This is a genomic window from Siphonobacter curvatus (genome assembly GCF_002943425.1).
Classification (GTDB): domain Bacteria; phylum Bacteroidota; class Bacteroidia; order Cytophagales; family Spirosomataceae; genus Siphonobacter; species Siphonobacter curvatus.
Genome location: NZ_PTRA01000001.1, coordinates 2,146,569 through 2,172,285 on the forward strand (window position 1 = coordinate 2,146,569; position 25,717 = coordinate 2,172,285).

20 protein-coding genes are annotated in these 25,717 nt (G+C 46.0%); 9 read left to right on the forward strand and 11 right to left on the reverse strand.

What is annotated here, in order from left to right:
* The first annotated feature begins 3 nt into the window (after positions 1 to 3).
* On the forward strand, positions 4 to 2,175 hold the full coding sequence (locus C5O19_RS08865) for a catalase (RefSeq protein ID WP_104711434.1): 2,172 nt from the start codon (positions 4 to 6) through the stop codon (positions 2,173 to 2,175).
* 96 nt (positions 2,176 to 2,271) lie between these two features.
* On the opposite strand, the gene C5O19_RS08870 is transcribed toward C5O19_RS08865, so the two are convergent.
* Entirely contained in the window at positions 2,272 to 2,862 is a 591-nt protein-coding gene (locus C5O19_RS08870) for an ankyrin repeat domain-containing protein (protein WP_317046483.1), read from the reverse strand.
* A gap of 456 nt (positions 2,863 to 3,318) precedes the next feature.
* Between C5O19_RS08870 and C5O19_RS08875 the strand changes: the two genes are divergently transcribed.
* From C5O19_RS08875 to C5O19_RS08895, 5 genes are all read left to right on the forward strand, one after another.
* Complete coding sequence (locus C5O19_RS08875) at positions 3,319 to 5,124, forward strand: histidine kinase (protein WP_104711436.1); 1,806 nt, start codon at positions 3,319 to 3,321, stop codon at positions 5,122 to 5,124.
* A gap of 16 nt (positions 5,125 to 5,140) precedes the next feature.
* Positions 5,141 to 5,659, forward strand: coding sequence for a LytR/AlgR family response regulator transcription factor (locus C5O19_RS08880; RefSeq protein ID WP_104711438.1), 519 nt, complete (start codon positions 5,141 to 5,143; stop codon positions 5,657 to 5,659).
* Positions 5,660 to 5,661: 2 nt separating this feature from the next.
* Entirely contained in the window at positions 5,662 to 5,814 is a 153-nt protein-coding gene (locus C5O19_RS26505; protein WP_394341783.1) for a LytTR family transcriptional regulator DNA-binding domain-containing protein, read from the forward strand.
* Positions 5,815 to 6,213: 399 nt separating this feature from the next.
* Positions 6,214 to 6,747, forward strand: coding sequence for a DinB family protein (locus C5O19_RS08890; RefSeq protein ID WP_104714002.1), 534 nt, complete (start codon positions 6,214 to 6,216; stop codon positions 6,745 to 6,747).
* A gap of 273 nt (positions 6,748 to 7,020) precedes the next feature.
* Entirely contained in the window at positions 7,021 to 7,881 is an 861-nt protein-coding gene (locus tag C5O19_RS08895; protein WP_104714004.1) for an alpha/beta fold hydrolase, read from the forward strand.
* A gap of 289 nt (positions 7,882 to 8,170) precedes the next feature.
* Here C5O19_RS08895 and C5O19_RS08900 read toward each other — a convergent pair whose 3' ends face one another.
* The 5 genes from C5O19_RS08900 to C5O19_RS08920 form a co-directional block, all read right to left on the reverse strand.
* Positions 8,171 to 9,577 (reverse strand): S41 family peptidase, encoded by a 1,407-nt coding sequence (locus tag C5O19_RS08900; protein WP_104711442.1) that lies wholly within the window; start codon positions 9,575 to 9,577, stop codon positions 8,171 to 8,173.
* Positions 9,578 to 9,647: 70 nt separating this feature from the next.
* Positions 9,648 to 10,295, reverse strand: coding sequence for a helix-turn-helix domain-containing protein (locus tag C5O19_RS08905; RefSeq protein ID WP_165795980.1), 648 nt, complete (start codon positions 10,293 to 10,295; stop codon positions 9,648 to 9,650).
* 418 nt (positions 10,296 to 10,713) lie between these two features.
* A complete protein-coding gene (locus tag C5O19_RS08910; protein ID WP_104711446.1) occupies positions 10,714 to 11,826 on the reverse strand; it encodes an FAD-dependent monooxygenase in 1,113 nt (370 codons plus the stop codon).
* A 78-nt stretch (positions 11,827 to 11,904) separates the two neighbouring features.
* On the reverse strand, positions 11,905 to 12,780 hold the full coding sequence (locus C5O19_RS08915; RefSeq protein WP_165795981.1) for a helix-turn-helix domain-containing protein: 876 nt from the start codon (positions 12,778 to 12,780) through the stop codon (positions 11,905 to 11,907).
* 359 nt (positions 12,781 to 13,139) lie between these two features.
* Complete coding sequence (locus C5O19_RS08920; RefSeq protein WP_104711448.1) at positions 13,140 to 13,796, reverse strand: NAD(P)-dependent oxidoreductase; 657 nt, start codon at positions 13,794 to 13,796, stop codon at positions 13,140 to 13,142.
* Positions 13,797 to 14,067: 271 nt separating this feature from the next.
* Between C5O19_RS08920 and C5O19_RS08925 the strand changes: the two genes are divergently transcribed.
* Positions 14,068 to 14,442 (forward strand): winged helix-turn-helix transcriptional regulator, encoded by a 375-nt coding sequence (locus C5O19_RS08925; RefSeq protein WP_104714009.1) that lies wholly within the window; start codon positions 14,068 to 14,070, stop codon positions 14,440 to 14,442.
* A gap of 314 nt (positions 14,443 to 14,756) precedes the next feature.
* Here C5O19_RS08925 and C5O19_RS08930 read toward each other — a convergent pair whose 3' ends face one another.
* The 5 genes from C5O19_RS08930 to C5O19_RS08950 all read right to left on the reverse strand — a co-directional run bounded on the left by C5O19_RS08930 (position 14,757) and on the right by C5O19_RS08950 (position 21,271).
* Positions 14,757 to 15,926 carry an AraC family transcriptional regulator gene (locus C5O19_RS08930; protein ID WP_104711450.1) on the reverse strand — a complete coding sequence of 390 codons (1,170 nt, stop codon included), beginning with the start codon at positions 15,924 to 15,926 and terminating at the stop codon, positions 14,757 to 14,759.
* Positions 15,927 to 15,943: 17 nt separating this feature from the next.
* Complete coding sequence (locus C5O19_RS08935) at positions 15,944 to 16,792, reverse strand: ROK family protein (protein WP_104711451.1); 849 nt, start codon at positions 16,790 to 16,792, stop codon at positions 15,944 to 15,946.
* Between the two features lie 5 nt (positions 16,793 to 16,797).
* Entirely contained in the window at positions 16,798 to 18,192 is a 1,395-nt protein-coding gene (locus tag C5O19_RS08940) for a purple acid phosphatase family protein (protein WP_104711453.1), read from the reverse strand.
* A gap of 11 nt (positions 18,193 to 18,203) precedes the next feature.
* Positions 18,204 to 19,010, reverse strand: a complete 807-nt coding sequence (locus tag C5O19_RS08945) for a glycerophosphodiester phosphodiesterase (protein ID WP_104711455.1) — start codon at positions 19,008 to 19,010, stop codon at positions 18,204 to 18,206.
* Between the two features lie 65 nt (positions 19,011 to 19,075).
* Complete coding sequence (locus C5O19_RS08950; RefSeq protein ID WP_104711457.1) at positions 19,076 to 21,271, reverse strand: hypothetical protein; 2,196 nt, start codon at positions 21,269 to 21,271, stop codon at positions 19,076 to 19,078.
* Between the two features lie 339 nt (positions 21,272 to 21,610).
* On the opposite strand from C5O19_RS08950, the gene C5O19_RS08955 reads away from it, so the two are divergent.
* Together C5O19_RS08955 and C5O19_RS08960 are read left to right on the forward strand one after the other, a co-directional pair.
* Positions 21,611 to 22,144 carry a sigma-70 family RNA polymerase sigma factor gene (locus C5O19_RS08955; RefSeq protein WP_104711458.1) on the forward strand — a complete coding sequence of 178 codons (534 nt, stop codon included), beginning with the start codon at positions 21,611 to 21,613 and terminating at the stop codon, positions 22,142 to 22,144.
* Positions 22,145 to 22,315: 171 nt separating this feature from the next.
* Positions 22,316 to 25,717, forward strand: coding sequence for a SusC/RagA family TonB-linked outer membrane protein (locus C5O19_RS08960; protein ID WP_104711460.1), 3,402 nt, complete (start codon positions 22,316 to 22,318; stop codon positions 25,715 to 25,717).

Below are 25,717 nucleotides of genomic sequence, written 5' to 3' on the forward strand. Positions count from 1 at the left end.
AAAATGACGCATCAACCCAATCAACCAGGAAACGATAAAATCGATAATCTGGCTCCGCATACCGAGCAATCCTCGGGTGAAAAAATGACGACCAATACAGGTCTGAAAATTAGCGACGATAATAACTCCCTGAAAGCGGGAGATCGGGGTCCTTCCCTGCTGGAAGACTTCATTTTACGCGAAAAAATCACGCACTTCGACCACGAACGGATTCCGGAACGCGTTGTACACGCCCGGGGATCGGGAGCACACGGTGTGTTCAAGGTGTATGAGTCCATGGCTCATCTGACGAAAGCCCAGTTTCTGAATGATCCTTCGCTGGAAACGCCCGTGTTTGTGCGTTTTTCGACCGTTGCCGGCTCGCGAGGATCGACGGATTTGGCCCGCGATGTTCGCGGTTTTGCCGTTAAGTTCTACACGCAGGAAGGTAATTTTGATTTGGTAGGGAACAACATGCCCGTATTCTTCATTCAGGATGCCATCAAATTTCCAGACCTCATTCACGCTGTTAAGCCGGAACCGGATAATGAAATTCCACAGGCCGCTTCCGCTCACGATACATTCTGGGATTTTATTTCTCTGATGCCCGAATCCGCTCACATGGTTATGTGGGCCATGAGTGACCGAGCCCTGCCCCGCAGCTACCGGATGATGGAAGGCTTTGGCGTTCATACCTTCCGGTTTGTCAATGCGGAAGGCGTATCAAGTTTCGTTAAATTCCACTGGAAACCCCTGTTAGGTGTTCACTCGGTGGCCTGGGACGAGGCTCAGAATATTTCCGGGAAAGACCCCGATTTTCACCGTCGCGACTTATGGGATGCGATTGAAAGCGGTCATTTCCCGGAATGGGAACTCGGTGTGCAAATCGTAGCCGAAGAAGATGAGTTTAAATTTGACTTTGACCTGCTCGATTCGACCAAAATCATTCCCGAAGAACTGGTACCCGTGCAACGCATTGGTAAACTAACGTTGAATCGTAATCCCGATAACTTCTTTGCGGAAACCGAGCAAGTGGCTTTCCACCTCGGACATGTTGTACCGGGTATTGATTTCACCAACGATCCCTTGTTACAGGGACGTTTGTTCTCCTATACGGATACGCAGCTGTTACGTTTGGGGGGACCTAATTTCCAGGAAATTCCGATCAACCGTCCCCTCAATACGGTACACAATAACCAGCGGGACGGTCACATGCGTCAGATGATCAATAAGGGAAAAGCGAGTTATCACCCTAATTCCTTAGGTGGCGGTTATCCCGAGCAGTCGAAGTCTTCGGAAGGCGGCTTTTCCAGTTATCCTGAACGCATTGAAGCCCGAAAAGTACGAGCCCGTAGCAAGAGCTTCATGGATCACTTCAGTCAGGCCCGACTCTTTTTCAACAGTCAGTCCGAACCCGAGAAGAACCATATTATTGATGCATTAAGCTTCGAATTGGGTAAGGTAAAAACCGTGGCTATTCGGGAACGTATGCTGGGTATTTTATCACTAATCGATAAAAACCTCGCCGCTGAAGTAGCCTTTGCCTTACGTATTCCGGTACCCCAGGATCCGGCTTTGCCCGTTAATCACAGTGTCCCAGCCGATGCAGATCCTGCGGATTATGATTCCGTCATGGCAGAAGGGTCATTGACTTCCTCGGAAGCCCTGAGTATGGCTAATACCATCAAAGACAGTATCCAAACGCGAAAAGTCGCTTTTCTGGCTGCGGATGGAGTGGACGAAGAATCACTCCAGATTGTGAAAAGCAAGCTGGAAGCCGAAGGTGCTGTAGTAGAAGTCATTGCTCCGCGACTCAATTTCATTCTATCGGCTGATAATACTGAAATTCCCGTCGATCACAGTTTCCTGACGGCGGCATCCGTGTTATACGATGCGGTGTATGTACCCGGAGGAACGAATAGTGTCGCTGCGGTAGAAGCGGAAGCCGATGCGGTTCATTTCTTAAATGAGGCCTTCAAACATTGCAAGCCGATTGCAGCTCACGCTTCAGCTCTGCAAGTACTGGAATCAACGTATTTTGCGAAAAAACTACCAGCCGACTTTTCGGAAGATACCGTTTTACGGGAAGGTTTAGTAGTAAGCGATGATTCCGCAACACTAGCTGACTTGTTTACGAAAGCGATTGCTCAGCATCGTTTCTGGGAACGAGAAAAACCCAGAAAAATTCCAGCTTAGGTTTCACTAAGAAAAAGCCCAGTCTGATAATTTCAGACTGGGCTTTTTCTTAGCTGCGGTTTTTACATGTAACGTATCAGGTGTTACGTTCTATCGCTATTCATCTTTCAGTAATTCAGCAGCTTCGATATTATTCTGTTGTAAGGCCAGGTCCATCACGGTTAAGCCTCGTACGTCGCGAATCGTTTTATCGGCTCCGTACTGGAGCAATAATTTCACTACTTCGTTTCGACCAAACATGGCGGCAAACATCAGGGCGGTTCCGCCATTGCCGTGCTGCAAATTTAAATCCGCTCCCTGAGCAATGAGTAACTCGGCCAGATCCGTATAGCCCTTGAAACTTACGCCCATCAGTGCCGTATTTCCGCCAAAATCCTGAGCATTGACATCAGCCCCGGCCTGAAGCAGAAGCCGGGCTGCTTCAAATTGATGATTATAGCAGGCAATGATCAGGGGCGTATACCCTTTCTCATCACGAGCGTTGACATTAGTATGACGATCAATTAATTCCTGAATAACAGCCGTTTCTCCCAGACGGGCGGCGTGAATAAGTACAGGTTCCAGATTGGTAAGGCCAGCAACGGAAGATTCGGTCATCGTAGGTTTTAGTAAGTATAAAACAAGTCTATCTCCTATTCTGCACAAATAGTATACCAGCACCAGGGGTGATCTTCCCATGAACTGCATGATTTAGTACATACTTCCCAGCAGCACGCCCATGGAATATACTGAACAAGCATTCTCCATGGCTAAGTGCATTCCAGTTTGGTTGCGGTACTTTATTCGCTCCGAAGATTTTGGGAATGGAATGGGTCTCTAGTAGTAAGACAAGTATCTGGAAAACCACTTACACGAATCGTACGTAACGCTCCGAAGAGGAACAAAAAGAAATCTAGATATAACGGGGATGAAATGCTGGCCTGGCGTTTCCACTTTCTCATTTGCTAATGCTGCTGTTCAAGCACCTACAGATTTGATCAAACTACAGGTGACTAAGGTAATAGTTGAGTCTACTAGAAGCACTGGCAACCTACTTACTGTAATCAGCAAGTTTATTCACCCCAACTGATTAGCGATTCATCCCTTTTATTTTTTTACCGGAAGGTAGAGCATATTCTTTGTTTTACCAATGAAACAAAGAATATGCTCTACCTTCCTCGTCACCGAACAGTTTTTATTACTCAATTTATCGTCCTCTTTTTATTCTGGTACTTAGTTAAATACTATTTGTCAAAGGACACCCTTTATTTGTATACGAGTACATTTTTAGTAGCCTTTGTATTCGCTCTGATGGGCTTACTAAGCTATGAGATTATCATCAAATCCATTTTTTCAACGGAGCAGAATAAGAGCCTTCTCGGGCGTATCTTTTGCTTTGGAAGTGTTCTCCTTCTGAGTCAAGTGGTCTTAGAGGTCGTCAATCTGTCGAAGAGTATACCCTTTGTAGCTTACGTTGACCGCATAATGCATCCGGGGGACGCAATTAAAAGCTTCATGGTGGCTTTAAGCGGATGGTCTCAAAGAACATGGGCTTTATCCAGACTACTGGGTTCTTTAGTCCTTTATAGCCTGTTAGGATTCTGCTACTTGGCTGTAGACACTTTTTATCGACGTAGGCAACTTTCTTTAGCGGCCCGCGAATCCGAGTTAGGACTGCTAAAAACTCAGATTAATCCGCACTTTTTATACAATGCTCTGAATACGATTTATGGTCAATCCTTGCGGGAAAATCAGTCTTCCATCACTGAATCCATTCAACAGATAGCTACCCAAGCACGCAAGATGCTAACCGTTGAAAAGGCCTTAGAAATCCCCGCATTTTCTAAAAAGAAGGTGCTAGTCAAAGTATCAGTATGTTTAGGGCTAGTGAGCTTTGCCTATTATGCCTACTTATATTATATAACGCACCCAACGCCGGAAAACGCTTTTCTACCCTTTATATGGTACAAGATCATTGCAGGGGTAGAAGGGACATTGGTAAAAGGCTTAATCTGGTCAATCTTCACGTATATCTACTTTAGGTTTTTATTCCAACGCTTATGGACCAAAAAAGACGTGGGTATAGCCATTGTATGGAAAGGACTAAACTATCTGGCAGGGCTATGGGTACTAGCGTTTGCGTATTGGATTGTTATAAATATTCAATTTACCTTTAACCAATGGCTAGTGAGAATCGGTTCGCCCTATCAAGGCTCTATCTACGGCTTTGGTACGCAGTACTTCTGGGAAGTTACGCATACGCTTATGGATTACCAGCGGATGCTAAGGAGCGTATGGGTGATTTGGGTATCGAGCACTATTCCCTACTTAGGTACTGCGGTTGTGTACCAGGCCATTCTCTGGTATCAGCAGTCCAGGCATTTGGAAAAGCAGGTACAAAAGCAAAAAAAGCTAAATAGTAATCCGTATTTACTCGACCAGCTTCAATCGCTGCTCAGGGGCCAGCCTTCTTTAGTGGGTACAGCTACCGGGCAAAGTTTTCAGCAACTAGTTGCTCTCATGGCCTATATACAGGATACGGATGCCGAGAAGCAAGTTCCTTTAACCAGCGAGCTTACATTTGTTAAAGCCTATCTTGACTTTCAACGGAAACGAATTCCTACAGATACATCCATTGTCATTCAAACGGAACTGCCTACGCATATACCTGCACTTTCGATTGCCCCACTTTTATTGATTCCTTTCATCGAGAATGCCTTTCAGTACGGTATCCGCACAGATGCTCCCTGTTGGATTCGATTGGAGATTAGTTGTAAGGGCTCGCAGTTAATAATGAAGCTTGCTAATACCGTGGTTCCCCAAACTAACTTGCCCAACAGCTCGGGAATTGGCCTGAAAAATGTGAAGAAACGGCTACATTTACTTTACGACCGTCAGCATACGTTAGAGATACATTCGAATGAACATACGTATCAGGTATACCTGTGCATTCATCTGGACCATTACTAGCTAATACATCCCTGCCATGCTTACCTGCCTAGCCATCGATGATGAACCCATTGCTCTAGAGATTATTCAAACCTTTGCCGAACGGATTCCTTTCTTGGAGCTTAAAGCTACTTTTACCAATCCCCGTAAGGCACTGGATTTTCTCCGCTCGGAACCGGTCGATCTAGTTTTTCTAGATGTTAATATGCCCGTGTTTAATGGGCTGGAAGTCGCAGAAATTCTTCGCAGGCAAACGGCGGTGATTTTCACTACGGCTTACCCTGAATATGCCTTAAAAGGCTATGAGCTGGAAGTAGCCGATTATCTGCTCAAACCCATTGCTTTCGATCGTTTTTTGCAAGCTACGCAGAAAATCAGGGATCGGAACCGCTCATGCTCTGTAGTTGCTTCAACTCCCCTTTTTGTCAAGGACGGCTACGAATGGGTAGGTATTCAGCCTCACCTGATTCAGTATTTGGAGTCAGCCGATAATTACGTTAAGATCTGTCAGGCCCACCAAACCATTCTTATTAGAAGCAGTTACCCGAATTGCTGAATTTGCTTCCTGCGGGTGATTTTGTTCGTGTACATCGCTCTTTTGTGGTTAACATCCAATACATCCAGCGAATGGGTCGTTCAGAAATTCAAATGGCCTCTCGGCAAATTCCTATCGGAGTTTCTTATCGTGCACAAGTGGAGGCCTTGCTGTAAAATACCCCAATACAAACTAGAGAGGGAGAAAACAATCAGTTTCTTCTTTGCTACTTAGCGGAGGAGCTGTGTCCTAAAGTCTATTATTTATCTCAGGAAAGGTGCATTTGACCATTAACTACGTCTTCTTAGCCATATGGTGTGCTTTTATTTAATAAAGAACGCCAGGGTGTCTCCAAATTGATTACTTCCAGATTCTTCCTTTTAACAAATCGCATGAACGAACTAGATAGAGCAGAACTGCTCTTCAGCTACCCGTCATAGGTAAATAATAAGGAAACCGCAGCTACTAATTATTTTCAGCTGAAAGACAATACCTTACCAATACGTAGGGTCTATCCTAATTTTCAATCCATACAAATAACACTTTATTTGTACACCAAACATATGTATCAAACGATGACAAAGATTAACGTAATCGCTACCCTGTGTCTGCTTCTTGGACTGGTTCAATTTTCACAGGCCCAAATGACCCTTGAAGAAAACGTCAAAGAGTGGGAGCGGGCCAAGGCCTACACCAAAGAGTACTTGGATGCCATGCCTGAGTCGGGCTATAGCCTCAAGCCTACGGCTGAAATCCGGTCTTTTGCCCAGCAAATGCTTCATCTAAGCGATGCCAATTACGGATTTGCTTCAGCCGCTACGGGTGAGAAAAGCCCATATGGAATGGGGGAGTTGGAAAAATCGACGACGGATCTATCGAAAGCGAATGTGACCAAGCTAGTCTTAGCGGGGTATGATTTTGTGATTGAAGGCATAAAGAAGCTGAAACCCACTCAGCTCAATGAAAAGGTTAAACTCTTTGGTCGGTTCGAGATGACGCGGGCCATGGTTTTAGCGAAGGATTTTGAACATCAGACACATCACCGGGGACAAACTACAGTTTACCTGCGGTTAGCAGGGGTAACTCCGCCTCAGGAAAAATTATTCTAACTTTCTCGGTTTTACCAACTAAGCCCCGCCCAGACCATTCACTCAATGGTCTGGACGGGGCTTAGTCTATACTAGTCATTGGTTCATAGAAAATGGCCAGGGGAGAAAGTTCTTTAACCGACAAACCTACGCTTTAATCAATGTAAATGATTGATGCCCAGAACCTATTTATCTTTTGCTCCTCCGCTCCAAGTACTATTTTTTATAAAAAATAATCTATTTCATCTTGAAATTTACATATTAGCTCTAATTGTACTATTCAGTCAAATCCAGATGAAACAAGTCCTGCAATTTATGGTCATTAGTTGGGTCATTGCTTCCTGCAATCAGGTAGAAAAGCCTACTGCACAGGTTGATGAGCCTACTAAGTATGGGTCCAATCAGGGGAAATATGTAACCCTATATCAAACAAAAATCTATTATGAAGAGTATGGGAAAGGCGTTCCGTTGTTGCTTTTGCACCAGGGGTTAGGATCGATAGAAAACTTGTCGGGTATCATACCCGAACTGTCAAAACACTACCGGGTGATCGCACCGGATGCTCCGGGACACGGTCGCTCGGAGCACGCGGATACTTTGAGTGGCGAACGAATGGCCGAGTACTACTCGCAACTGATCGATCAGTTGGGGCTGGATAGTGCGTATGTGATGGGTTGGAGCCTGGGCGGAAACACAGCTTTACTGCTGGCAGCCAAAAGACCCGACAAAATAAAGAAAGTGGTAAGCGGTGCGTCGAACGCCAAAGCAAGCGGACTGACCGAGGAGGGACGTAACTTATTGAAAGAATACACGGTTGAAGCCGTCAAGGAAGATAAAGATTGGTTAGAACATTATCAGCAGATGAATCCAGAACCGGAAAAGTGGATCAAGTTTTGGGAGGACAATCAGAAAATGTGGGCCAGGGAGATTAAAATCCCAGACGATAAACTCACCGCCATCCACGTACCGGTATTACTCATTCGTGGGGACAGAGACCTCATTAAACTGGAACACACGATAGCCATGTATAAAGCACTCCGCTATGGACAATTATGTGTGTATCCGAATGTAGGACACGAAATGCCCGAGGAGAAAGGATCAATACTGGCTGGGATCGCGATTGATTTTCTGAATCAAAGAAACGCTCCTAACTAAGGGGCTTTTGAAATGACACTCCAGGGTGGAAACGCTATTCATAGGATCGGCCCAAGGGTGAAGCACTCTTTTCGAAGCAAACTAAGTTTCAAAGGTCCGTAAGGAAAATAGAATGCGGTCTTTTGTGGTTGTTTAGGTACGAAGAAGTGGCCATTTCCCCGTACCTAAATTCCCCGTAACTCCGTGATTTCACCCAGTGTATTAGGGCTATAAGTTACAGTACTGCTTTCCTTTCATAGTACGGCATCAATGGCAGTAGCGTACTCGGCAGGATATTGCATCCCCCAAACTATTGTTCTAAGTAATCCCTTGCAAAGGCTACCCAATCCTTGATTGATGGATCTAAATACACATCGGGCTGAATACCAATGTTATCAATGGGATAGTCTGGCAACCGTAAGGCTCGATACGTGGGCATGAATAATTGAAAGGGAGGGCAATCAAAGTCAATTAGAAAGGCATTTCCGTAATCCAAGGCCCCATAGCTGGGGGTGCCTAGTACCTTGACTTTTTTACTTTGCTTGGCAATAAATAAAAAATATTCCGCCGAACTGCCGGTGCCTTTGTTGGCAAGAATAATAATCTGCTGAGGACTTTTAAGAGCTACGGTTAGGGTATCAATAAAAAAAGATTTTCCGGTACTGGTAAAGTTTACAAACCTTCCCAAATTTGCCTTTAATGTCTGAATCTGTTGATCGATTTTCTGCGTTGGCGTATCCTTACCCAGGCTTTTTTTATACGTTTCTAAATTATTAATATACGTTTGAGTAGCCAGGAATTCGACTCCTGTATGGCGTATAAACTTTCCTGAAATGTAGGGGAGTAGTTTTTGATAGGCATCCGTAGTTCCGCCGGGATTGCCCCGCAGGTCAATGATCAGATTTTGACTAGATTCCAGTAAGGCAGTATGCTCAGTAAGCAGCTGGTTGATCGTCTCTACATGCTGGTACTCAAAACTGGGTAGTCTTAAGACTGAGGTCTTTGCTGATACTTTTTTGAAGTAAAAGCCTTCCAGTTCTTTGCGACGGCTTTCGATCTGGCCGTTGTCGATGCGGGGTTTGGGAGTTTGTTTAGTTAAGACCACCTGGATCTGCTCTAAAAACAAAAGGGCTCCATAAAAACTTTGATACTGTCCTTTCTGAATGGATCGGTCCATCAAGGCGTACGTAAAGCTACCATTGGCAAGCAACTTGAATTTAATGTCTTTCGGTTTCCAGGCATTGGAGGCAGACTCAAGGATGAACCCGATGTATTCGTTAGCAGGGGTCTTCTTTAAACCAACTTTGTATCCTGGCATCGTATAAATGCCTTCCACACTGTCCGGTGTGGTTTGGAGATCTTTCTCAAATTCCTTTAAATCAATCGTCAGCTTCTCGCTAAATGTAGTAGTAGCTGCTACGAAGGGCGTGCCATTCGCTCCCACCCAGAGATGTGGATCTTTGAAAAAATCTGTATAGGTTTTCAATACACTCGGGCAGCCCTTCGCATCTCTACCCTTTGCCTGTTTATGAAGCGTTTGCTTGAGGCTTTGATAGAGGGAAGTGTCTTTGGTTTTACTTGAAAAGCCGGGGTATTCGCGTTCTACTTTGAGCACCAGTTTTTGCAAAGCTTGCGTACAGGGGCACTGGAGGGGTTGAGCTTGGAGGGGTAGGACAAGTAGTACGAAAAAGGCAGACAGGTAAAGTAATGGTTTCATTGGGATACAAATCAGTTGTCGGGCAAAGGTAGGGGGGGCTGACTCGCTGAAATTGTAAAAATGGAAACACTTAGATAAAGAGCCAAAGGCATTCCTGATCGGTATCTACCTTCTTAAAGAAAGTATAAGGACTGACAGAAGTAAATTGCTTGAAATCTTTGATGAGGTGGGACTGATCGTAAAACAAGCTTTCGTGAGAGAGCTCCGTTAAACTTTTCATATTTTTTTGTTTCGCTATAGCTGCTCTAAAGCGATGAATCTTACGATATTCTACCGGGGATTTACCGACTACTTTGCTAAAGAGCTTACTGAGGTACTGCCTTGAAAAGCCATTTTTATGAGCGATGCCCTCTATTCTTTCTTCGGATTCAAGAGCCAAGATAACCTCTTTGATGGGTGGAAATTCTTTGATCTGTAGCTTTGAAAGCCAATACGCTTCCAACTTTTTTCGCTGAAGTATTCGATCTGAAGTCGAAAGAATCTCGGTCATGTTGGGAATGAAATCAGGAAAGGGATTAAAATCAAGGGCGGTATTTTGTTCAAAAAGCGTATGCGGATCCTTAATGAACTGATTGATTCCCAGAGGCTTAAAATAAATGGTTACTTCGAGTATGGGTCCATCGTAAAGCACTTCAATGGGCGTCGTATAACGAGAAACAAAGTTGGAGAGAACCGTTGGCTGAGCAGAGTGTCTAACGAAGAGTTTATTTTCTCCCATTTCGATAGCTACGTCCTGGCTTACGGAAACAATGAAAAAATTGTTAGGGAAGGTCCAATAATGAAGATTACTGGCATGTTCACTAGGGGAAATAAAGTAATACCCCTCGATATAGGGACTTAAGGCTTCTAACGTAGGTCTATAGAATTCCAGGTTCATGGGATCTCGTGTAAAGCTTGATCATAGGTAAATGCACTTGCAAAAAAGAACTAAATAAAGATTCAAGCAACGTTAGGAGATGCACCAACTAAAATTCAGATGCGTCGGCTCAGCGTGACCCGGTCACGCTGAGCTAGCAATGGGCGATAAAGAGATATTTGCCGTATCGCGTAGTATCTATAACGTATGCTACTGCTGGCCTTAGCGAATTCAAGATAATTTACGATGATGCGTACGGATGAGAGGTGGCTAGGCATGCCTAAAAGGGAGTGGTTTGTGCGTTTCTTTTTTGAATATCATCTTCAGTTCTGGGAAGAAAAATGGTATGTAGGTTTTGTTGGGCTTCGGTCTGTACCTGTTCGATAAACGGGAGAAAGATTTGATTATACGCCTGAAACGCTACCTCAATGTTTCCCTCGTGTTTTTGTAAGGCATCGGCTAAAGCGGCAGCACCACTGATGGCCAGGGAGCCCCCCATACCCGCCGCCGGAGAAGCACAATAAGCGGCATCGCCCACTAGGGCCACCCGGCCCTTGGTCCAGGAGGGCATTTTAATTTGGTAGAATTCAACGAAATAAAAATTATCCGACTGCTGCATTTCGTCTAATAGCTCGGCAGTTCGCCAGCTTTCGCCCGCAAACTGCTCAAGAATCAGTTGCCTTTGCTGTACTTTATTGCGGTAATCATAGGGGATCTCTTGATCGGAAACAAAGCTAAAAATAACGTCCGTTTTATTCTGGTAGGCATTTAGAGTAATGGATTTGCCCGGTACTCTATAAAGCTGCATGGTGCCTGGTTTGATCAGTAGTTTATTTAAAATCGTGAGTGAAGCATACGCATTTAAAAAATGGGCATAGTCCGCTTCCTTACCAAACCAAAGCTTTCTTACCCCCGAATGAACCCCATCGCAACCAATCACCAGATGAAAAGTACGTTGTAAACCAGTTCTAAATTCTACGTCTATCCCTTCTGTATGCTCTCGCAAGGCTGTAATGCTGTCGTCAAACAGAAAGGTAACGTCCGTTGATAACGCTTTGAAGAGAATATCAATTAATACTTCGCGTTCAATCTCTATCTCATCAGAATCAATACCCTCCATTTGGATGAAGCCTTCCGTACCATCGTTCGCATTCTTGAACTCGACCCGGTCAACGTGTAAGCGTTGTTTGCTTAATTCATCAAACAGCCCCATGCGTTTCACTACGTCTATTGTAGCACCTTTCAAGTCTACGGCAGCTCCATTAACTCGGGGTTGCGGGGCTATTTCAACTACGGTTACCCGATACCCTAATTGATTCATCCACCAGGCTGTACTAAGTCCGGCTATACTAGCACCCGAAATGAGCACTTCTTGTCCTTTTATTGAGTCCATGATTTGTATGATTTTCAATGGCTCAAAGGAACGTAGACAACTCAGGGTAATAAATGCCAGGACCGGGTAAGTATTGGACTAATCGCGGCTTTTAGCTCGAAAGGCTAAGGCACTTAGGCCCGTAACTTTGGTAAAAAGCCGGGAAAAATAAGGGTAATCGTCGAAGCCTAAGGTAGCGGCAATTTCTTTCACCGATTGATCGGAGTGATAGAGCAAGCGTTTTGCTTCTAAAATGATGCGTTGCTGGATATGATGAGAAACGGACTGGCCAGTCGTATTTTTAACGCATTCGTTGAGATAAGCGGTTGAAAGATGTAATTGCTGAGCGTAGGCTGCCGGACGTTTGCCGGTCGTATAATTCCTTTCTAGCAGCTCCCTAAAAGCTTTGGTTATCATTTCACATCGCGAAAGCTTAGGGGTGGTTTGGGTTTGCTCTAAATAAGTGGCAAGAATCAGAGCAATCAGGGCGTTACAACTATCCTTTAGGATAGAGTGCCGTAAGGGATCAGCCTTCCGTTTAAAAACGTTCAGGCAAAGGGCTACTGCCTGAGCAATGAGAGTTAAGGGTTCGGGTGCTAGGACTAAGGGCTTCAGCGGGGCGAGATGTTCTAAGCGATTCAAATACTCCGCGTTCAGATTTTCATTGGTAATAGCCAAACTGACGACGGTTACCTGACCAAGAGCTGTAGTCCGGTGTACCTGATTAGGATGGATGTAAATGACTGACGAGGGTTCCATTTGGTAGTGTTGGAAATCAACGTCAATATAAACGGTTCCCTCTTCCAGTAAGTGAAAGGTATGGGTGTTGTGGCGGTGTGCGAATCGACCTTCTTCAACAATACTGGGGTCATGTAAGGGAGGTAAATACGGGAAGGTTATTTTTTCAATGGAGATTCCCGTATCCCGCTCGTCCGTCATCGTATTAACTGGTATGAGTTTCGTTTTTTTAGTCATGGGGTTGCATTTCTTGGGGAAGACCAGAAAGGCTCTTCATTTTTCAATAATATAGACGGCCCTGTTTTTAGACGTACCACTCCCGGTCTGTTTTACGATAGTGATACCTCACCAAACTTTTTCAACCAATCAAGAAACTCACGATCTGGTGATCCGCATTAATTTTCTAAATATATCAGGATAGGAACGAAAAGGTAGACCGGTTATACCTATTCTCCCGTCCATCGGCAATCAGGAATTCGTACTGCCGAAAAGCCGCTTGCCTACTACCCAGCATTAGGTAGTAGGCAAATAGAGTAAATTCGTTGTGTATGCGAAGAGTGTTTTACGTAAGAAGCTTCGTGAGGCAGGCGACTAGTTTACTGCTCGGCCAGCAGAGGGGCTTTCCCTACAAAGTCGTTACTGGTTAAGGCGTCAACCATAAATCGAGCCAGCTGCTGGCGACTGATGGTAAAGGGGGAAGGGGTCTGCCCGTAATGCACCAGTAGTGTTCCACCAAGTTGCTTGTCATTAAGAGCTACGGGTCGGGCGATGACCCAGTCCAGATTCGATTGCCGTAGTAAGGTTTCCTGGGCATCATGGTCGGCAAAGACCAGCTTGAAGTTCGTGAACCGGATCATCAGCCGCATGTACCAGGGGGCCAAGGGTTTGGAGTCTCCTGCTCCAATGGAAGAGAGGGTCACGATGCGTCGTAGGCCTAACTCGTTCATAGCCGTGATGGTATGATCCATGGTGGTCTTTAGCGTATGGGGTGGGGTCATTCGCTTAAGCGAGAAGGAGTCTGTCTCCGATAGTGCACTCAGCGTGCTAATGACAAAATCACACCCTTGCATGGCTCGCCGTACATCGGCTAGATAGGTAGGCAATCCGTGCACCACGGTGAGATGAGGAGACTGGATCGTAAGTTTTTCGGGATTACGGACTAAGGCAGTCACGGCATATCCCTGTTGTAACGCGTAGGCTAGTACTAAACGGCCCGTGCGACCGGTAGCTCCATAGATTAAAATTCGTTTCATACGAATGAATAAAGGGTCAAGTTGCCCGTCAGTTACTGGCACTTTTCTGGATGATCGCTGTCTGATTCGTCAAGGATCCGAACGTATCCCAACTGGGGCGTTCAAGGATCGGATTGAACAGGACGGCATCCAAGCGATCCCTATCCAGCCAGGATCATCGTTGCGGCCTTGCTACTGCCTGCCAGCCTAAGGCCGTGCAAAAGTCTGGGCAGGTTTAGCTAGTTTTGGTATGAATTACCAAAAGGATACCGGTTACCAAAAGGATACTATTATGCTTAGTTGCCCCGGCTCTGCTAGCAAAAGTCAACACCAGGCGGTCCGTGATACGCTGGATGTGATCAGCGGCAAGTGGAAACTTGTTATTTTGGCCATGCTACTGGATCGGCCCTATCGGTTTAAGGAGCTAAGCCGTGAGCTTGGGATCTCCCCACGCGTTCTGTCGAAAGAATTACAGGAAATGGAACAGCATCAGCTGGTGAGGCGGACCGTATGTGATACGCGTCCAGTCACGGTCGAGTACGCAAGCAGCGATCACGGTCGTAGTCTACTAAGCGTCGTGCAGGCGATGAGTGATTGGGGATATCTGCACCACGAAACTATTGTGGGCAAAAAGCGTAGTGATGATCCTGCGGCTAAAATGGGTTGAATGCTAGCAAGACCTGCAAATTCATGGAGATTTCTTTACCTGTTGGTTAGCGATGTAGAACAATTCTGGAAAGTAGAAAGGCTACTTTTTGAGGCAAGCGTTTGCTTGAGTAGACCTGCTTTTATTCAAGGTCTCGGATCGCTTGAATAGACTAGGTCGTATTGTTTTGATGCTAATCGTGTCAGCGTACTCGCATTAGTTGCGTGTGCGAGTCAAACGCTCGACTCACTAAAGAAAGTCGATGAGCCTGTTCAGTAAAGACTTCTTGAATCTTTTGGGCGGTACTAGGCAAAAGAGCCAATACAACAGTTAGATTAATTTATTGGCGTATACTTAAAACGACTTCTATATTCTTGCGGAGAATAACCATAAACTTGCCTAAACTGACGACCTACATTTTTAGTGTCCGTAAAGCCCAGATCCAAGGCTATATCAAAAATAGCCTGATCCGTCTCCAGTAACTTTTTAGAGAATTTCTCCATTCGCAAGTTCTGCATGTACTTGTAAATCGGAAAACCCACCGATTGCTGAAATCTAAGCTCTAATGTTCGGCGAGAAAGGGGGAGTTGTCTGACTACATCTTCTACCTGAAGGTTTTTATCAATGTTTTGGTGAATGAATTTCAAAGCCATAGCAATGGATTCATCCTGAGTGGCATAGATATCGGTAGATTGTCGGGTTACGATTTGGGTGGGCCGAACTACGATGTCATAAAACTTGTCCGTTCCATGTTTGATCATGGATTCCAGCAAACGAGCGGCTTCATAGCCGCCTTTTTCAGCATCCTGAGCAATACTGGAAAGGGGAGGATCGGAAATTTCGCAGAACATGCCATCATTATCCACGCCCAATACGGCCACATCCTGGGGAATGCGAATGCCCGAGTGGCGGCAGGCCTCGGTGATATGTAAACCCAAACGATCATCACAGGACATGATGGCGATAGGCTTGGGTAATGATGTGAGCCACTGGCTCAACGCACTGGGCTTGTAATACCATAACTCTTCACTGCTTTCTTCCTGGTTTTCGAAGTAATGAACCGAGTGCCCCACCTGATGCAATCGCTCTTCAAAACCTTGCGATCGTTCACGGGACCAAACGATGTGTTCAAAACCATAAAAGGCAAAATGCCGAAAGCCCTTGCGAAGAAAATAGTCGGCTCCCATTGCTCCCGCCTCGCGGTGTGCTCCCGTGATGTTAGGGATCTGGGTAAAACGTTCTTTAAAGTCCTGAGCAATCGTTGGAATACCTGACTTTACAATGGTACTAATGCTGGAATCATTATAGAGTTGACCAATGATGCCATCGGCTCCCCATTCTTTGGCCCAATCAAGAATCCCTTCCATGCCCAGCGTCTCCCGATTGTAAAGGGGCATGAGGCAAAAAATCCAGGGACCTTTCTCCCGGGAATAACGGGTAATGCCTTTCAGTAATTCTTTGCTATATTCTTCGGAAAAATCGATCAGTAAAATGATTTTGTACATAGCGAAGCAGGAGCGAGTTAGTAGACAATAGCAGGGGCAGAACTTACCAGGGCTGCGGCTCCCAGAACACCACTATTTTCATCATCAGAAGGGAGAATCAGAAGGCGACGAAGAGTTTCTGAGTACGAAAAATCCGATAAGTGAGCCCGCATCGAAGGTTCAAAAAAGGCAAAGGCTTTAGAAATGGATCCCCCCATGATGATAATCTCGGGGTCGTAAGCATATAAAATTGTTTTAATAGCCTGAGCCAGATGCCGACCGAATTCCGCCCAGAGCATCAACGCATGAGTATGACCAACGGTAGCCAGTTCATAAGCTTCTAGTGGAGTGATTTGGTGTAGATCCGTAAAAAAAGAGGCCGAACAGTAATACTCTAGGGTTCGGTCCAGGTAACTCAACATTCCAATTTCCCCGGCTCCGCAATTAGATCCCATATACAACTCACCGTTCAGGATGAGGCCACTTCCCAAACCCGTCCCTGTGCACAGACCAAGAGCCGAAGAATAGTTACGGGCGAGACCATATTGATACTGCCCGAGTATAAAGCAGTTGACATCATTATTAATCCAGACGGGCAAGTCTAAGGCTTTCTCCAGAATGTCTTTTAACGGTACTTCCTCCCATGAGGGGATATTCACGACCTGATAGACAATGCCTTTTCGCACATCCACGACCGAAGGCACTCCAATACCAATACCTTCTACCGGGTATTGACATAAGGGACGAATCAGGTCGATGAGTTGAGATAAGGTATGCGTAAGGGAATCTTTTTGCTTCAGTATGTGGCGGCGGAGGGTGTGTACTTGACCCCCCTGCACAAGACCTGCCCGGATATTCGTTCCTCCCAAATCAACGCCGATCCTCATGAATACTATCGATTACTTATTTTCTTCAACTCGGCTTCTTTACGGGCTTTGTACTCCTGAAAGCGGTTGCGATATTCTTCCTTTTGCTGAGGCGTATTTCGTTTCTGATACTCCGCCGGAAGCTCCAATCGTTCGGCGGGTAACTCAGGATCGTGATCTACCAGCCTGTTTTTGCCTTTAGCATTTTTGATGAGTTCAAAGGCATCGTATTTCTCACCCGTTACTGCATAGGATTGATACTTCAAGGTATCCTGGCTTACCTGAATGGTTTGAAAAAGCTGAATATTCGAGGCCGCCCGGTTCATCCAGTCCTGCAAGCCAATCTCGTACATTTTAGGCCCACTGACGGAAACGACATAAATAGGTCCATCGGGCTGTTTTCGACTTTTACCCAAGGGCATGTTTAATCCGCGACCATAGGTGTGGTCATGGCCCTGTAAAACCAGATCTACACCGTATTGGCGGTAAATGGGTTCCATGCGGTCTCGCCACTCATCATTATCCCGCCCTTTGGACGTAGAATACACGGGGTGATGGTGCATGACAATCGTCCACCGATTCGGATTGGTTTTAAGGACATCCAGCAGCCAGTTGGCCTGTTTTTCCAGAACTACGGAATCCAGTAAAGCCCCCTGTGAATCCAGTGAGATGAAACGAGTTCCTTGGTAATCAATATAGTACGCCGTTTCCGTTAATCCCTGTGGACCGTTTTCGGGCAGTACAAAAGATGGCCGCCAGTGATAAGATACCCGGCGATTCCCATTTTCCATTTTGAAATATTCGTGGTTACCCGGCACCGCCAACGTAGGGATCATACCGTTAATCCAGCCGCCCGCTTCGAACCACTCGCCCCATTGCCAGTCCGTGTTCGAAGAGTTAATCAGGTCCCCGGCGTGCAAAATGAGCTGGACGTTAGGCAACTTGGAATAAGCTCCGCGAATGGCCCGCGACCAAAGCGAACGAATGTCATTCTGAGCATCCCCAAAATACAGGAATGAAAACGGAGCCGGTTTATCATGAGCCGTTGTGAAGTGAAACCACTCGCTCCAATGCGTACCATCACCTACCCGATACGCGTACTGGGTAGCGGGTTTAAGATTTGTAAAGTGAGCCGAGTGGTAATGCACGGTTTTTCCTTCCAGGACCACTCGCTCGGTTTGAGCATCAATGGTTTGGGCCTTGGCAACCATATCGGGTGAGGCATCCGCTTCAACAATTGCCGCTACTGATTTGATCACGGTTGAATCCGTCCGCCAGTTCATGGATTGAGAAGTGGCCACATTTCCCTGATAGCCCATGATCAGACGATCGGGGAAAGCCGTTGGCGTATACGATTTATGTTCCTGAGCCTGAGCTATCGATACAGACAGAAGGGAAAGAAGACAAGCTTTTTTGAGCATGATGAAATAAGTTAGGGCATCTGGGCAAGGGCACGCCGAAGTTCAGTAACGTGGTCGGTCTGAATGCAATCCACGCCACAAGTCACGGCTTTTCGGTACCAGAGGAGGGTATCTTTATGATCCAATAAATCGACAAAAACCAGAATGTGATGTTTATGAAGCTCGGCCACTAGGGCAGGGGTCAGTAATTCCGCAGCAACGTCAAAGGCATAAGGTTTCAGACGTTCGGCTTTCTCCTGCCAGTTACCCATTTTGGGAAAGGCGGGCATGAGCTGAAGACTTGAATCTTCCTGCTTTAACTGAGCTAGGTAAGCATCGTTTCCGTAAAAAACCGCCTCTTTTTCGAGATTGTATTTCTTCAGTACGTGAACTAGTGGACGCGGCTCTACCGCTTTGCAGTCTACGTACAATTTTGCTTTAGTAGGATGATCGGCATTCCAGCGGGTGACCAGCTGACAGACTTCAGCAAGCGTAGGAATGGGCTGTTTAAAATCCGGCCAGCCTTTTCCGGCCGGAATGGATTTCAGTTCTTTCCAGGTACGATCGGCGACGGGGCCATTCGCCTTTGTCGTGCGATCTAACGTTCCGTCATGGAGAATGACCAGCTGAGAATCCCGGGTCGTTCGTACGTCAATTTCTAGATAATCAGTACCCTGACGCAAAGCTTCCTGAAAAGTGGCCAGCGTATTTTCAGGAGCTAGACCCGAAGCCCCCCGGTGAGCAGAAATAAGTATAGTTCGGTTCGTATTCATCGCCAGTAGTCCTGACACGATTAAGGTCATAACCAAAAATACTACCGGCCGTAGTTGCTTTTGCATGCGAGTAAATGTGAATGCTGGAGGTAATACGGCAAAGGCGATGAAAAGGACTACGGTTGGGTGTGTTAATTTGAAAATAGTAGGGAATGATTCGACGGAGCAGCCTTGATAATACCCAAATATCTGCCTAGCCAATAGGGGAGTAACCAGGTATCTCCGGCACTGAATTCACTCTGACCAGTACCGTTTTCATCCAGAATAAAAGTGTTGCGATTGTGTCGCTGCATGGGTCGCTCGGCCGGAGATACTACCTGCGACGTAGTTTGTTTACGGAAATTGTCGGGTAAAAATCGTAGATCCTGACGATGACTGTTTTGAATACGCCAGTCGATTAAATCCAGTGGATAGTGCTGTAAATACCAGATCGATTCTTTAACATCGAACGTTTGGGTACCCGTCAAGGCAGTGAAGAAATTCCAGGTTGCATCTTTTTCCGGACGCTCGGCCTGCCAATGATCGATGATCGCTTTCCGGTAGTGAGATCGTAGGGTATCATTGAACGCATAACGATAAAGACCCCAATAGCCAAGAAAATACATCTCGTCGTCGGAATGATTCCAGCCCTCCGAGAGCAGCTTACTATGCTCGTCGGCGTTGTCCGGAGCTTTACCGATTTCGTTCATGGGGCGGGCTAGGTTCGCCAGATAGCCATGTTTCTTCATCAGTTCAAAGGCCTTCTGACGGTATTTTTCCTTTTTTGTGAAATGAAAAGCCGTTTGCAGCATCCCGATGATATTGGAAGAATTGAGCTTTCGGTCACCCACATTTACCGGAAATGAATTGACGTATTCAGGATTCCAGCGGCCCCATTTGGTCGGCTTGCCATCGTAATCCACTAGATACAAATCATGGCTGACAATGTGATTCATTAAAGTATCCAGCAAACGAATGGCTTTCGCTTGCAGATTGGGATCGTTGACCAATTCGGCCACCGTAGCAAAAGCGAATACGTGGCCAATGGCTTCGTCGCTGCTGGTGGTGGCCTTCCAAGTCCAGCCCGGTTGTGGGGAATTTTGCCAGACTTTAGAGTCGGCTAACTGAGACTTGATACTGCTACGCTCGAACGAACGAGCCGGAAACCCGGGAACAGGTGTAAGGGTATAAAGCCGTTCCAAGGCATCCAGCGATTCACGGCAATTTTCCAAAGCCTGTTTTTCTTGAGTCGCGGCATAACGAAACGCCTGACTTCCCAAATACATCGAAGTCCACAGACCGTCGTTATCCGCATCAGCGAGGTAACCCGTCGCAAGATTTCCCTTCTCCATTCCTTCCAGCGAAGCATTGAAGCCATTACGGATATGTCGGGCTCTGACCTGATTTTCAAAGAAATAAGCTTTATCCTGAAGAGTAATCGATTGTTTGCTAAGTTGAGCCAGTCCATGGGTAGTAAAAACCAGAATAGTCTGCTGCGGTCCTTGGGCTATGGATACGACCTGATCTCCCGGTAACCAGCGTTCTCCCTGAAAATAAGCATAGGTTCCATCGGGTTTTGGCGTAAACACACCCTGGTTTGTTCCCAGCCACGGATGCCCATCAATGAGGGCGATGGCAGAAATGGATACACTCGGAAGTTTAGTATGCAGCGTAGGCTGCTTCGCTCTTTTATTCCAGTGATAATAGCCTTTTTCACTTCCCAGATAGATACTGGTATCGTTCAGGGCAAGACTGGTGAAACCATCGCCGGAGTAATAGTTCTGTAGTTGGTGATTCTGGAGCGTATAAAGATTTGTAACGGTCAGAATCCAGAAAGTATTCCGGGCGTAATGAATCGCTTTTACGTCTTCTCCGGTCAGTTTCGTTTGCCAGAGGGTGAGAGAATCTTTGATATATTCCAATGAAGTACCATCCGAAACTAGAAAGCGGTAGTCGGCCCCCCCGGCGAAGCTCTTCGCCTGAGGTAGATGATGAGATAACGCCCTACGCCCCGCCCAGGCATTACTCCACAGTTTGCTTTCATCGAGATACCAGAACTGATTCTGATAGACGTTCATTGTCCGGATTTTAGCACCCTGCATCGAGCGATAACGCGTATCGAGCATCAAGGTACCCGGATGTAAGAACTGTCCATTCGCAGGCAGAAAAAGCTGACCTCCCGATAGGCCCTGAACGAGGTGGTTACGATCACTGAAAACTTTCCCATCCGTACGCACTGTGGCGTAATACTTGATGCTGTACCACTGCTCAAAGGGTATGTCGGGGATTTGCGAAAAACCGATTCCGGACCAGAAAACAAGTAGAAAAGTCAATCTCCAGCTATTCATCTTATTAGATTCTTTTAATACTCCCTACTACACCTGTACCGCTAAAAAGGACTAGTTTTTGTTTGAAAATAGGTGCAATGTGAAGCGTAAGCATAATTAATATTACCCCAGTATGAAGTTTTATAGGCTTACGCAAATTGAGGTCAACTTTACGCAAGTTGCGTAATAATCATTTCAGAAGGTCTTCTATTTTTGCGGAAGATCGGAGGAAATAAAGCTAAAGAAATCTCGGAAAATACTTCCGATTTAGTCTGATATTTAACTTTAATTATTGACCGTTCAGCTTTTTATTCAATGCTTTATTTGAGTAAAAAAATGTTTTATTAACCCAGCATCTTTATGAATTACTGTACAGAAGATACGTCCCCTCGGACGGTATCCGGTGAAGCCTTTGTCTTTTCTAATCTGTATCAACATTACTACACTTCTGTTTTGAAATTCTGTTCAGATCTTATCAAAGATCGGGCCGAAGCGGAAAACATTGTTCATGATGTTTTTGTGAAAATGTGGACACGGCGTAGCTCGCTCAAGGCGGAGATGAATTTGAAATCTTACCTCTTTACCAGTGTAAAAAATCTTACACTGGATCGATTAAAAGAAATTAAAAAGTCAGCATTAGTACAAAAACAGTTTCTTCTCGAAGAACTTTTTGAAACGCAGGAAGAAGAGGAAAATCAGCAATTACAGCATTTGAGCGAAGCTTTGGGCAATCTTTCTGATAAAAGGAGGCAGATCCTTTTCCTAAATATTCAGGAGAAAAAATCGTATCAGGAAATTGCAAATGATCTGGGGATTTCGAAGAATACAGTGAAGAACCATCTCATTGTTAGTAAGAAAATTATTCGTGATCGCATGCTATGGTCCAAATACTAATTGATTTCTGTAGTATCTCTGATCAAACAAACTAGTTAATTAACCACTCAGTCCTATAAAATGGACGAGTAGGAATGTACGAAGTCCGTAAGTGATCTTCATCCTTCTATCATTCTTTATTCTTTTCTCCCTTTTTCATGCCTAAATGATTTAAAAATTACATCAAAAATCATGCTTTTTATCAAAAATGATAAACCTGTACCAAAGTCATTGGTGTGGGTGCTACTACTGACGCCATGGATTTACTTTCAATCCTGGGCAAATGTTCCTCTTCAAACGATTACCGGAAAGGTAACCTCGGCCAAAGATGGCTCGCCTATTGTCGGCGTAAACGTACGCATCAAGGGTTCTTCGGTGGGAACTACTACGAATCAGGCAGGGCAGTATTCGATCAGTACTTCCTCGGCTCAGACGGTATTGTTGTTCTCTTTTATTGGCTACCAGTCTCAGGAAATTGTAGTCGGAACCCAAACACTTCTGGACGTTGCTCTGGTAGAAAGCGATGCTGCACTTCAGGAAGTAGTCGTGACGGCTCTGGGGATTCAGCGGGATAAACGTTTACTGGGTTATTCCGTGGGTGAAGTGCAGGGAAAAGACATTACTCGGGTAGCTCAGGAAAACGTACTCAACTCATTAGCCGGAAAAGTAGCAGGTGTACAGATTAGTCAGACGGGCCCAACGGGTTCTTCCGTGAGTATGGTGATTCGCGGGGCAAAATCCTTAAGTAATGACAATCAGCCCCTTTTTGTAGTGGATGGGGTTCCATTGGCAAATTCGCTGAACAACGTAACGGAAATGGGTTCGGGTAATAAGGTAGACTATGGCAACGCCATTTCTGACTTGAACCCGGAAGACATTGAAAGCGTATCGGTGTTGAAAGGCCCGAGTGCAGCGGCACTTTATGGATCACGAGCCGGAAATGGCGTCGTTTTGATTACGACCAAGAGCGGTAGTAAAGTTAAGAAAATGACGATTTCGGTGACGACCAATACGGTTCTAGACCGTCCTTTCCGATTTTTAGAGCGTAATAATCAGTTTGCTTCGGGGGTCTTCCCGTATACGCCGGCGTTTAATCCCTATCCCGGTGGTGTACTGCAAATTGAAGAAGGCTCGGCGGCGGGGAATGGCCCGGAATTAGACAAAGGGTACAAAGCCATTCAGTGGAATAGTCCGCGTGATGCCAATGGTAATTTGGTGCCACTGGATCTAGTTTCTCATCCGGATAACGTCCGTAACTTCGTTCAAACGGGTATTACTTCCATGAATGGTATCTCCATCGCCAACAGTACGGACCGCATGAGTTACCGTCTTTCGTATGCCAACATGCGTAATCGGGGCGTTATTCCGGGTTCTGATTTGTACAAGAATACCCTAAGTTTGAATTCTACCGTGAAGCTGCATAAGAAACTAACGCTGAGCAGCAGTATTGACGTTAGCCGTAACAACTCTAACAATCGTCCTTCGGGTGATCGGGGTACCAATCCCATGCAGTGGGCGTATGCCGTTTCTCCGCACATTGACATCCGCGACCTGAAAAATTACTGGGTTTCGGGAAAAGAGGGAATCGAGCAACGTACGCAGGCTGCGGGCGAATACAATAACCCCTATTACCTGGCTCATGAAGTGAAGAACAGCTTTGTGCGTGACCGGATGTTTGGTAACCTGAAAATGGACTGGCAACTCACGCCCGAATTAAGTCTGATGGCTCGTTACGCAGTGGATACGTATACGGAGCAGCGTGAGACGAAAATTCCGTTTGGCTATACGGACGAACCTAAGGGGGCTTACGGGATTACAAACATGACCCGTTACGAACGCAATGCCGATTTTCTAGCGACGTATAAAAAAGACCTGAATCAATTTCACTTCTCGGTATCCGCCGGAGGCAACGTGCGTTACCAGAATGGAACCGATCAGATTACTTCCTCGAAAAATAAGGCAGGTTTGATTCTGCCGAACCTATACACCGTTCAAAACATTGCGGTAGCGAACATTAACTATTCCAACAGCCGATTCCAGCGTGGTATCAATAGCCTGTATGCACTGGCTAACTTAGGTTTCAAAGACATGATTTATCTGGATATTACGGGCCGTAACGACTGGTCAAGTACGCTTCCCGCGGATAGTCGTTCGTACTTTTATCCTTCTGCTTCCTTGAGTGTGCTGGTGAATGAAATGGTTCCAATACCGCAACCTTTCAATCTGGTGAAACTACGGGCGGGAGTGGCTCAGGTAGGTACGGATGCTAATCCGTACAACCTGTATAACACCTTGGCGAACGCTGGTGCTTGGGATGGAATTACCCGCCTGGGAACGTCAGCTACCTTACTAACGCCCAACCTGAAACCTGAAATTGCCACTTCGACGGAAGTGGGTCTGGATCTGGCTTTGTTGCATAACCGCTTACGCTTCGCCGGAACGTATTACATCTCTTCAAATAAAAACCAGATTATCAGTACGACCTTGCCCTCTTCTTCCGGTTATTCTTCGAAAAACGTGAATGCTGGTTTGTTAGAAAGCCGGGGCGTTGAACTCTCGCTGGGCGGCACGCCCATTGATCGGAACGGCTGGCGTTGGGATGTTACCGCCAACTTTACTAAAAATACAACGACCATCAAGCGTCTTTCCGATGGACTCAAAAGCTATACCCTCTGGACCGATGCCAAAGGGGGTGCCTGGACGTACGTAGGAGAGAAGATCGGCGACATTTACGATGCTGAATTAGTAACGGTTACGGATCCCGCCTCGCCTTACTACGGCTATCCAATCCTGGATAAGAATGGTTCCTGGCAGGCGGTGAGTGCCAGCAATACCCGTAACAAAATCGGTAATTTCAATGCCGACTTCATGCTAGGCTTGCAGACGTCTCTTTCCTACAAGCGTTTCACGCTGAACATGAGTTTTGATTGGCGTCAGGGGGGGAATTTTATCTCGCAGACCTATCGGTATATGGAATCTGATTTTAAAACGAGTCGATTCCTCAACAACGTAATTAATCCCAATGGTTTGTCGGGTGATGCCCTGCGTAACCACTTGGTAGCCCATGCCGATCAGATGATTCGGGTGAATGGTAACAACTTCCACGTCGTAGGCGGCCCGACGGCGGCTTATGGAAGTTATCCTTTTGAGTCGGGGGGAGTAGTTTATCCGTATGGTGGCGTCTTTAATCCCGGCGTGATTGCTCAGTACGATGCCAACGGAAACATTACGGGATACACGGAAAACCTCGGCTCCAGCGGTACCAAATACCTGCCGTACGCTGATAACTACCCCTGGGATTTTGCCCGGGCGGCTCTATTCGATGCTTCATTCCTGAAACTGCGTGAAGTAAGTCTGGCTTACGAACTGCCTTCCGCTTTTGTGCGATCCTTAGGTCTGCAAAATGCCAGCTTCTCCGTGTACAGCCGAAATATCATGCTTTGGACGGCGGCCAAAATCGGTATTGATCCCGAAACGGCTTTCCAGCCCCAGTCGGGTACGCAGGCAGGAACTCAATTCAAGCAGGGTATCGAGCGGTATAATGTTACGCCCTGGGTTATTCCCGTGGGTTTTAAACTAGGTCTAACTTTCTAA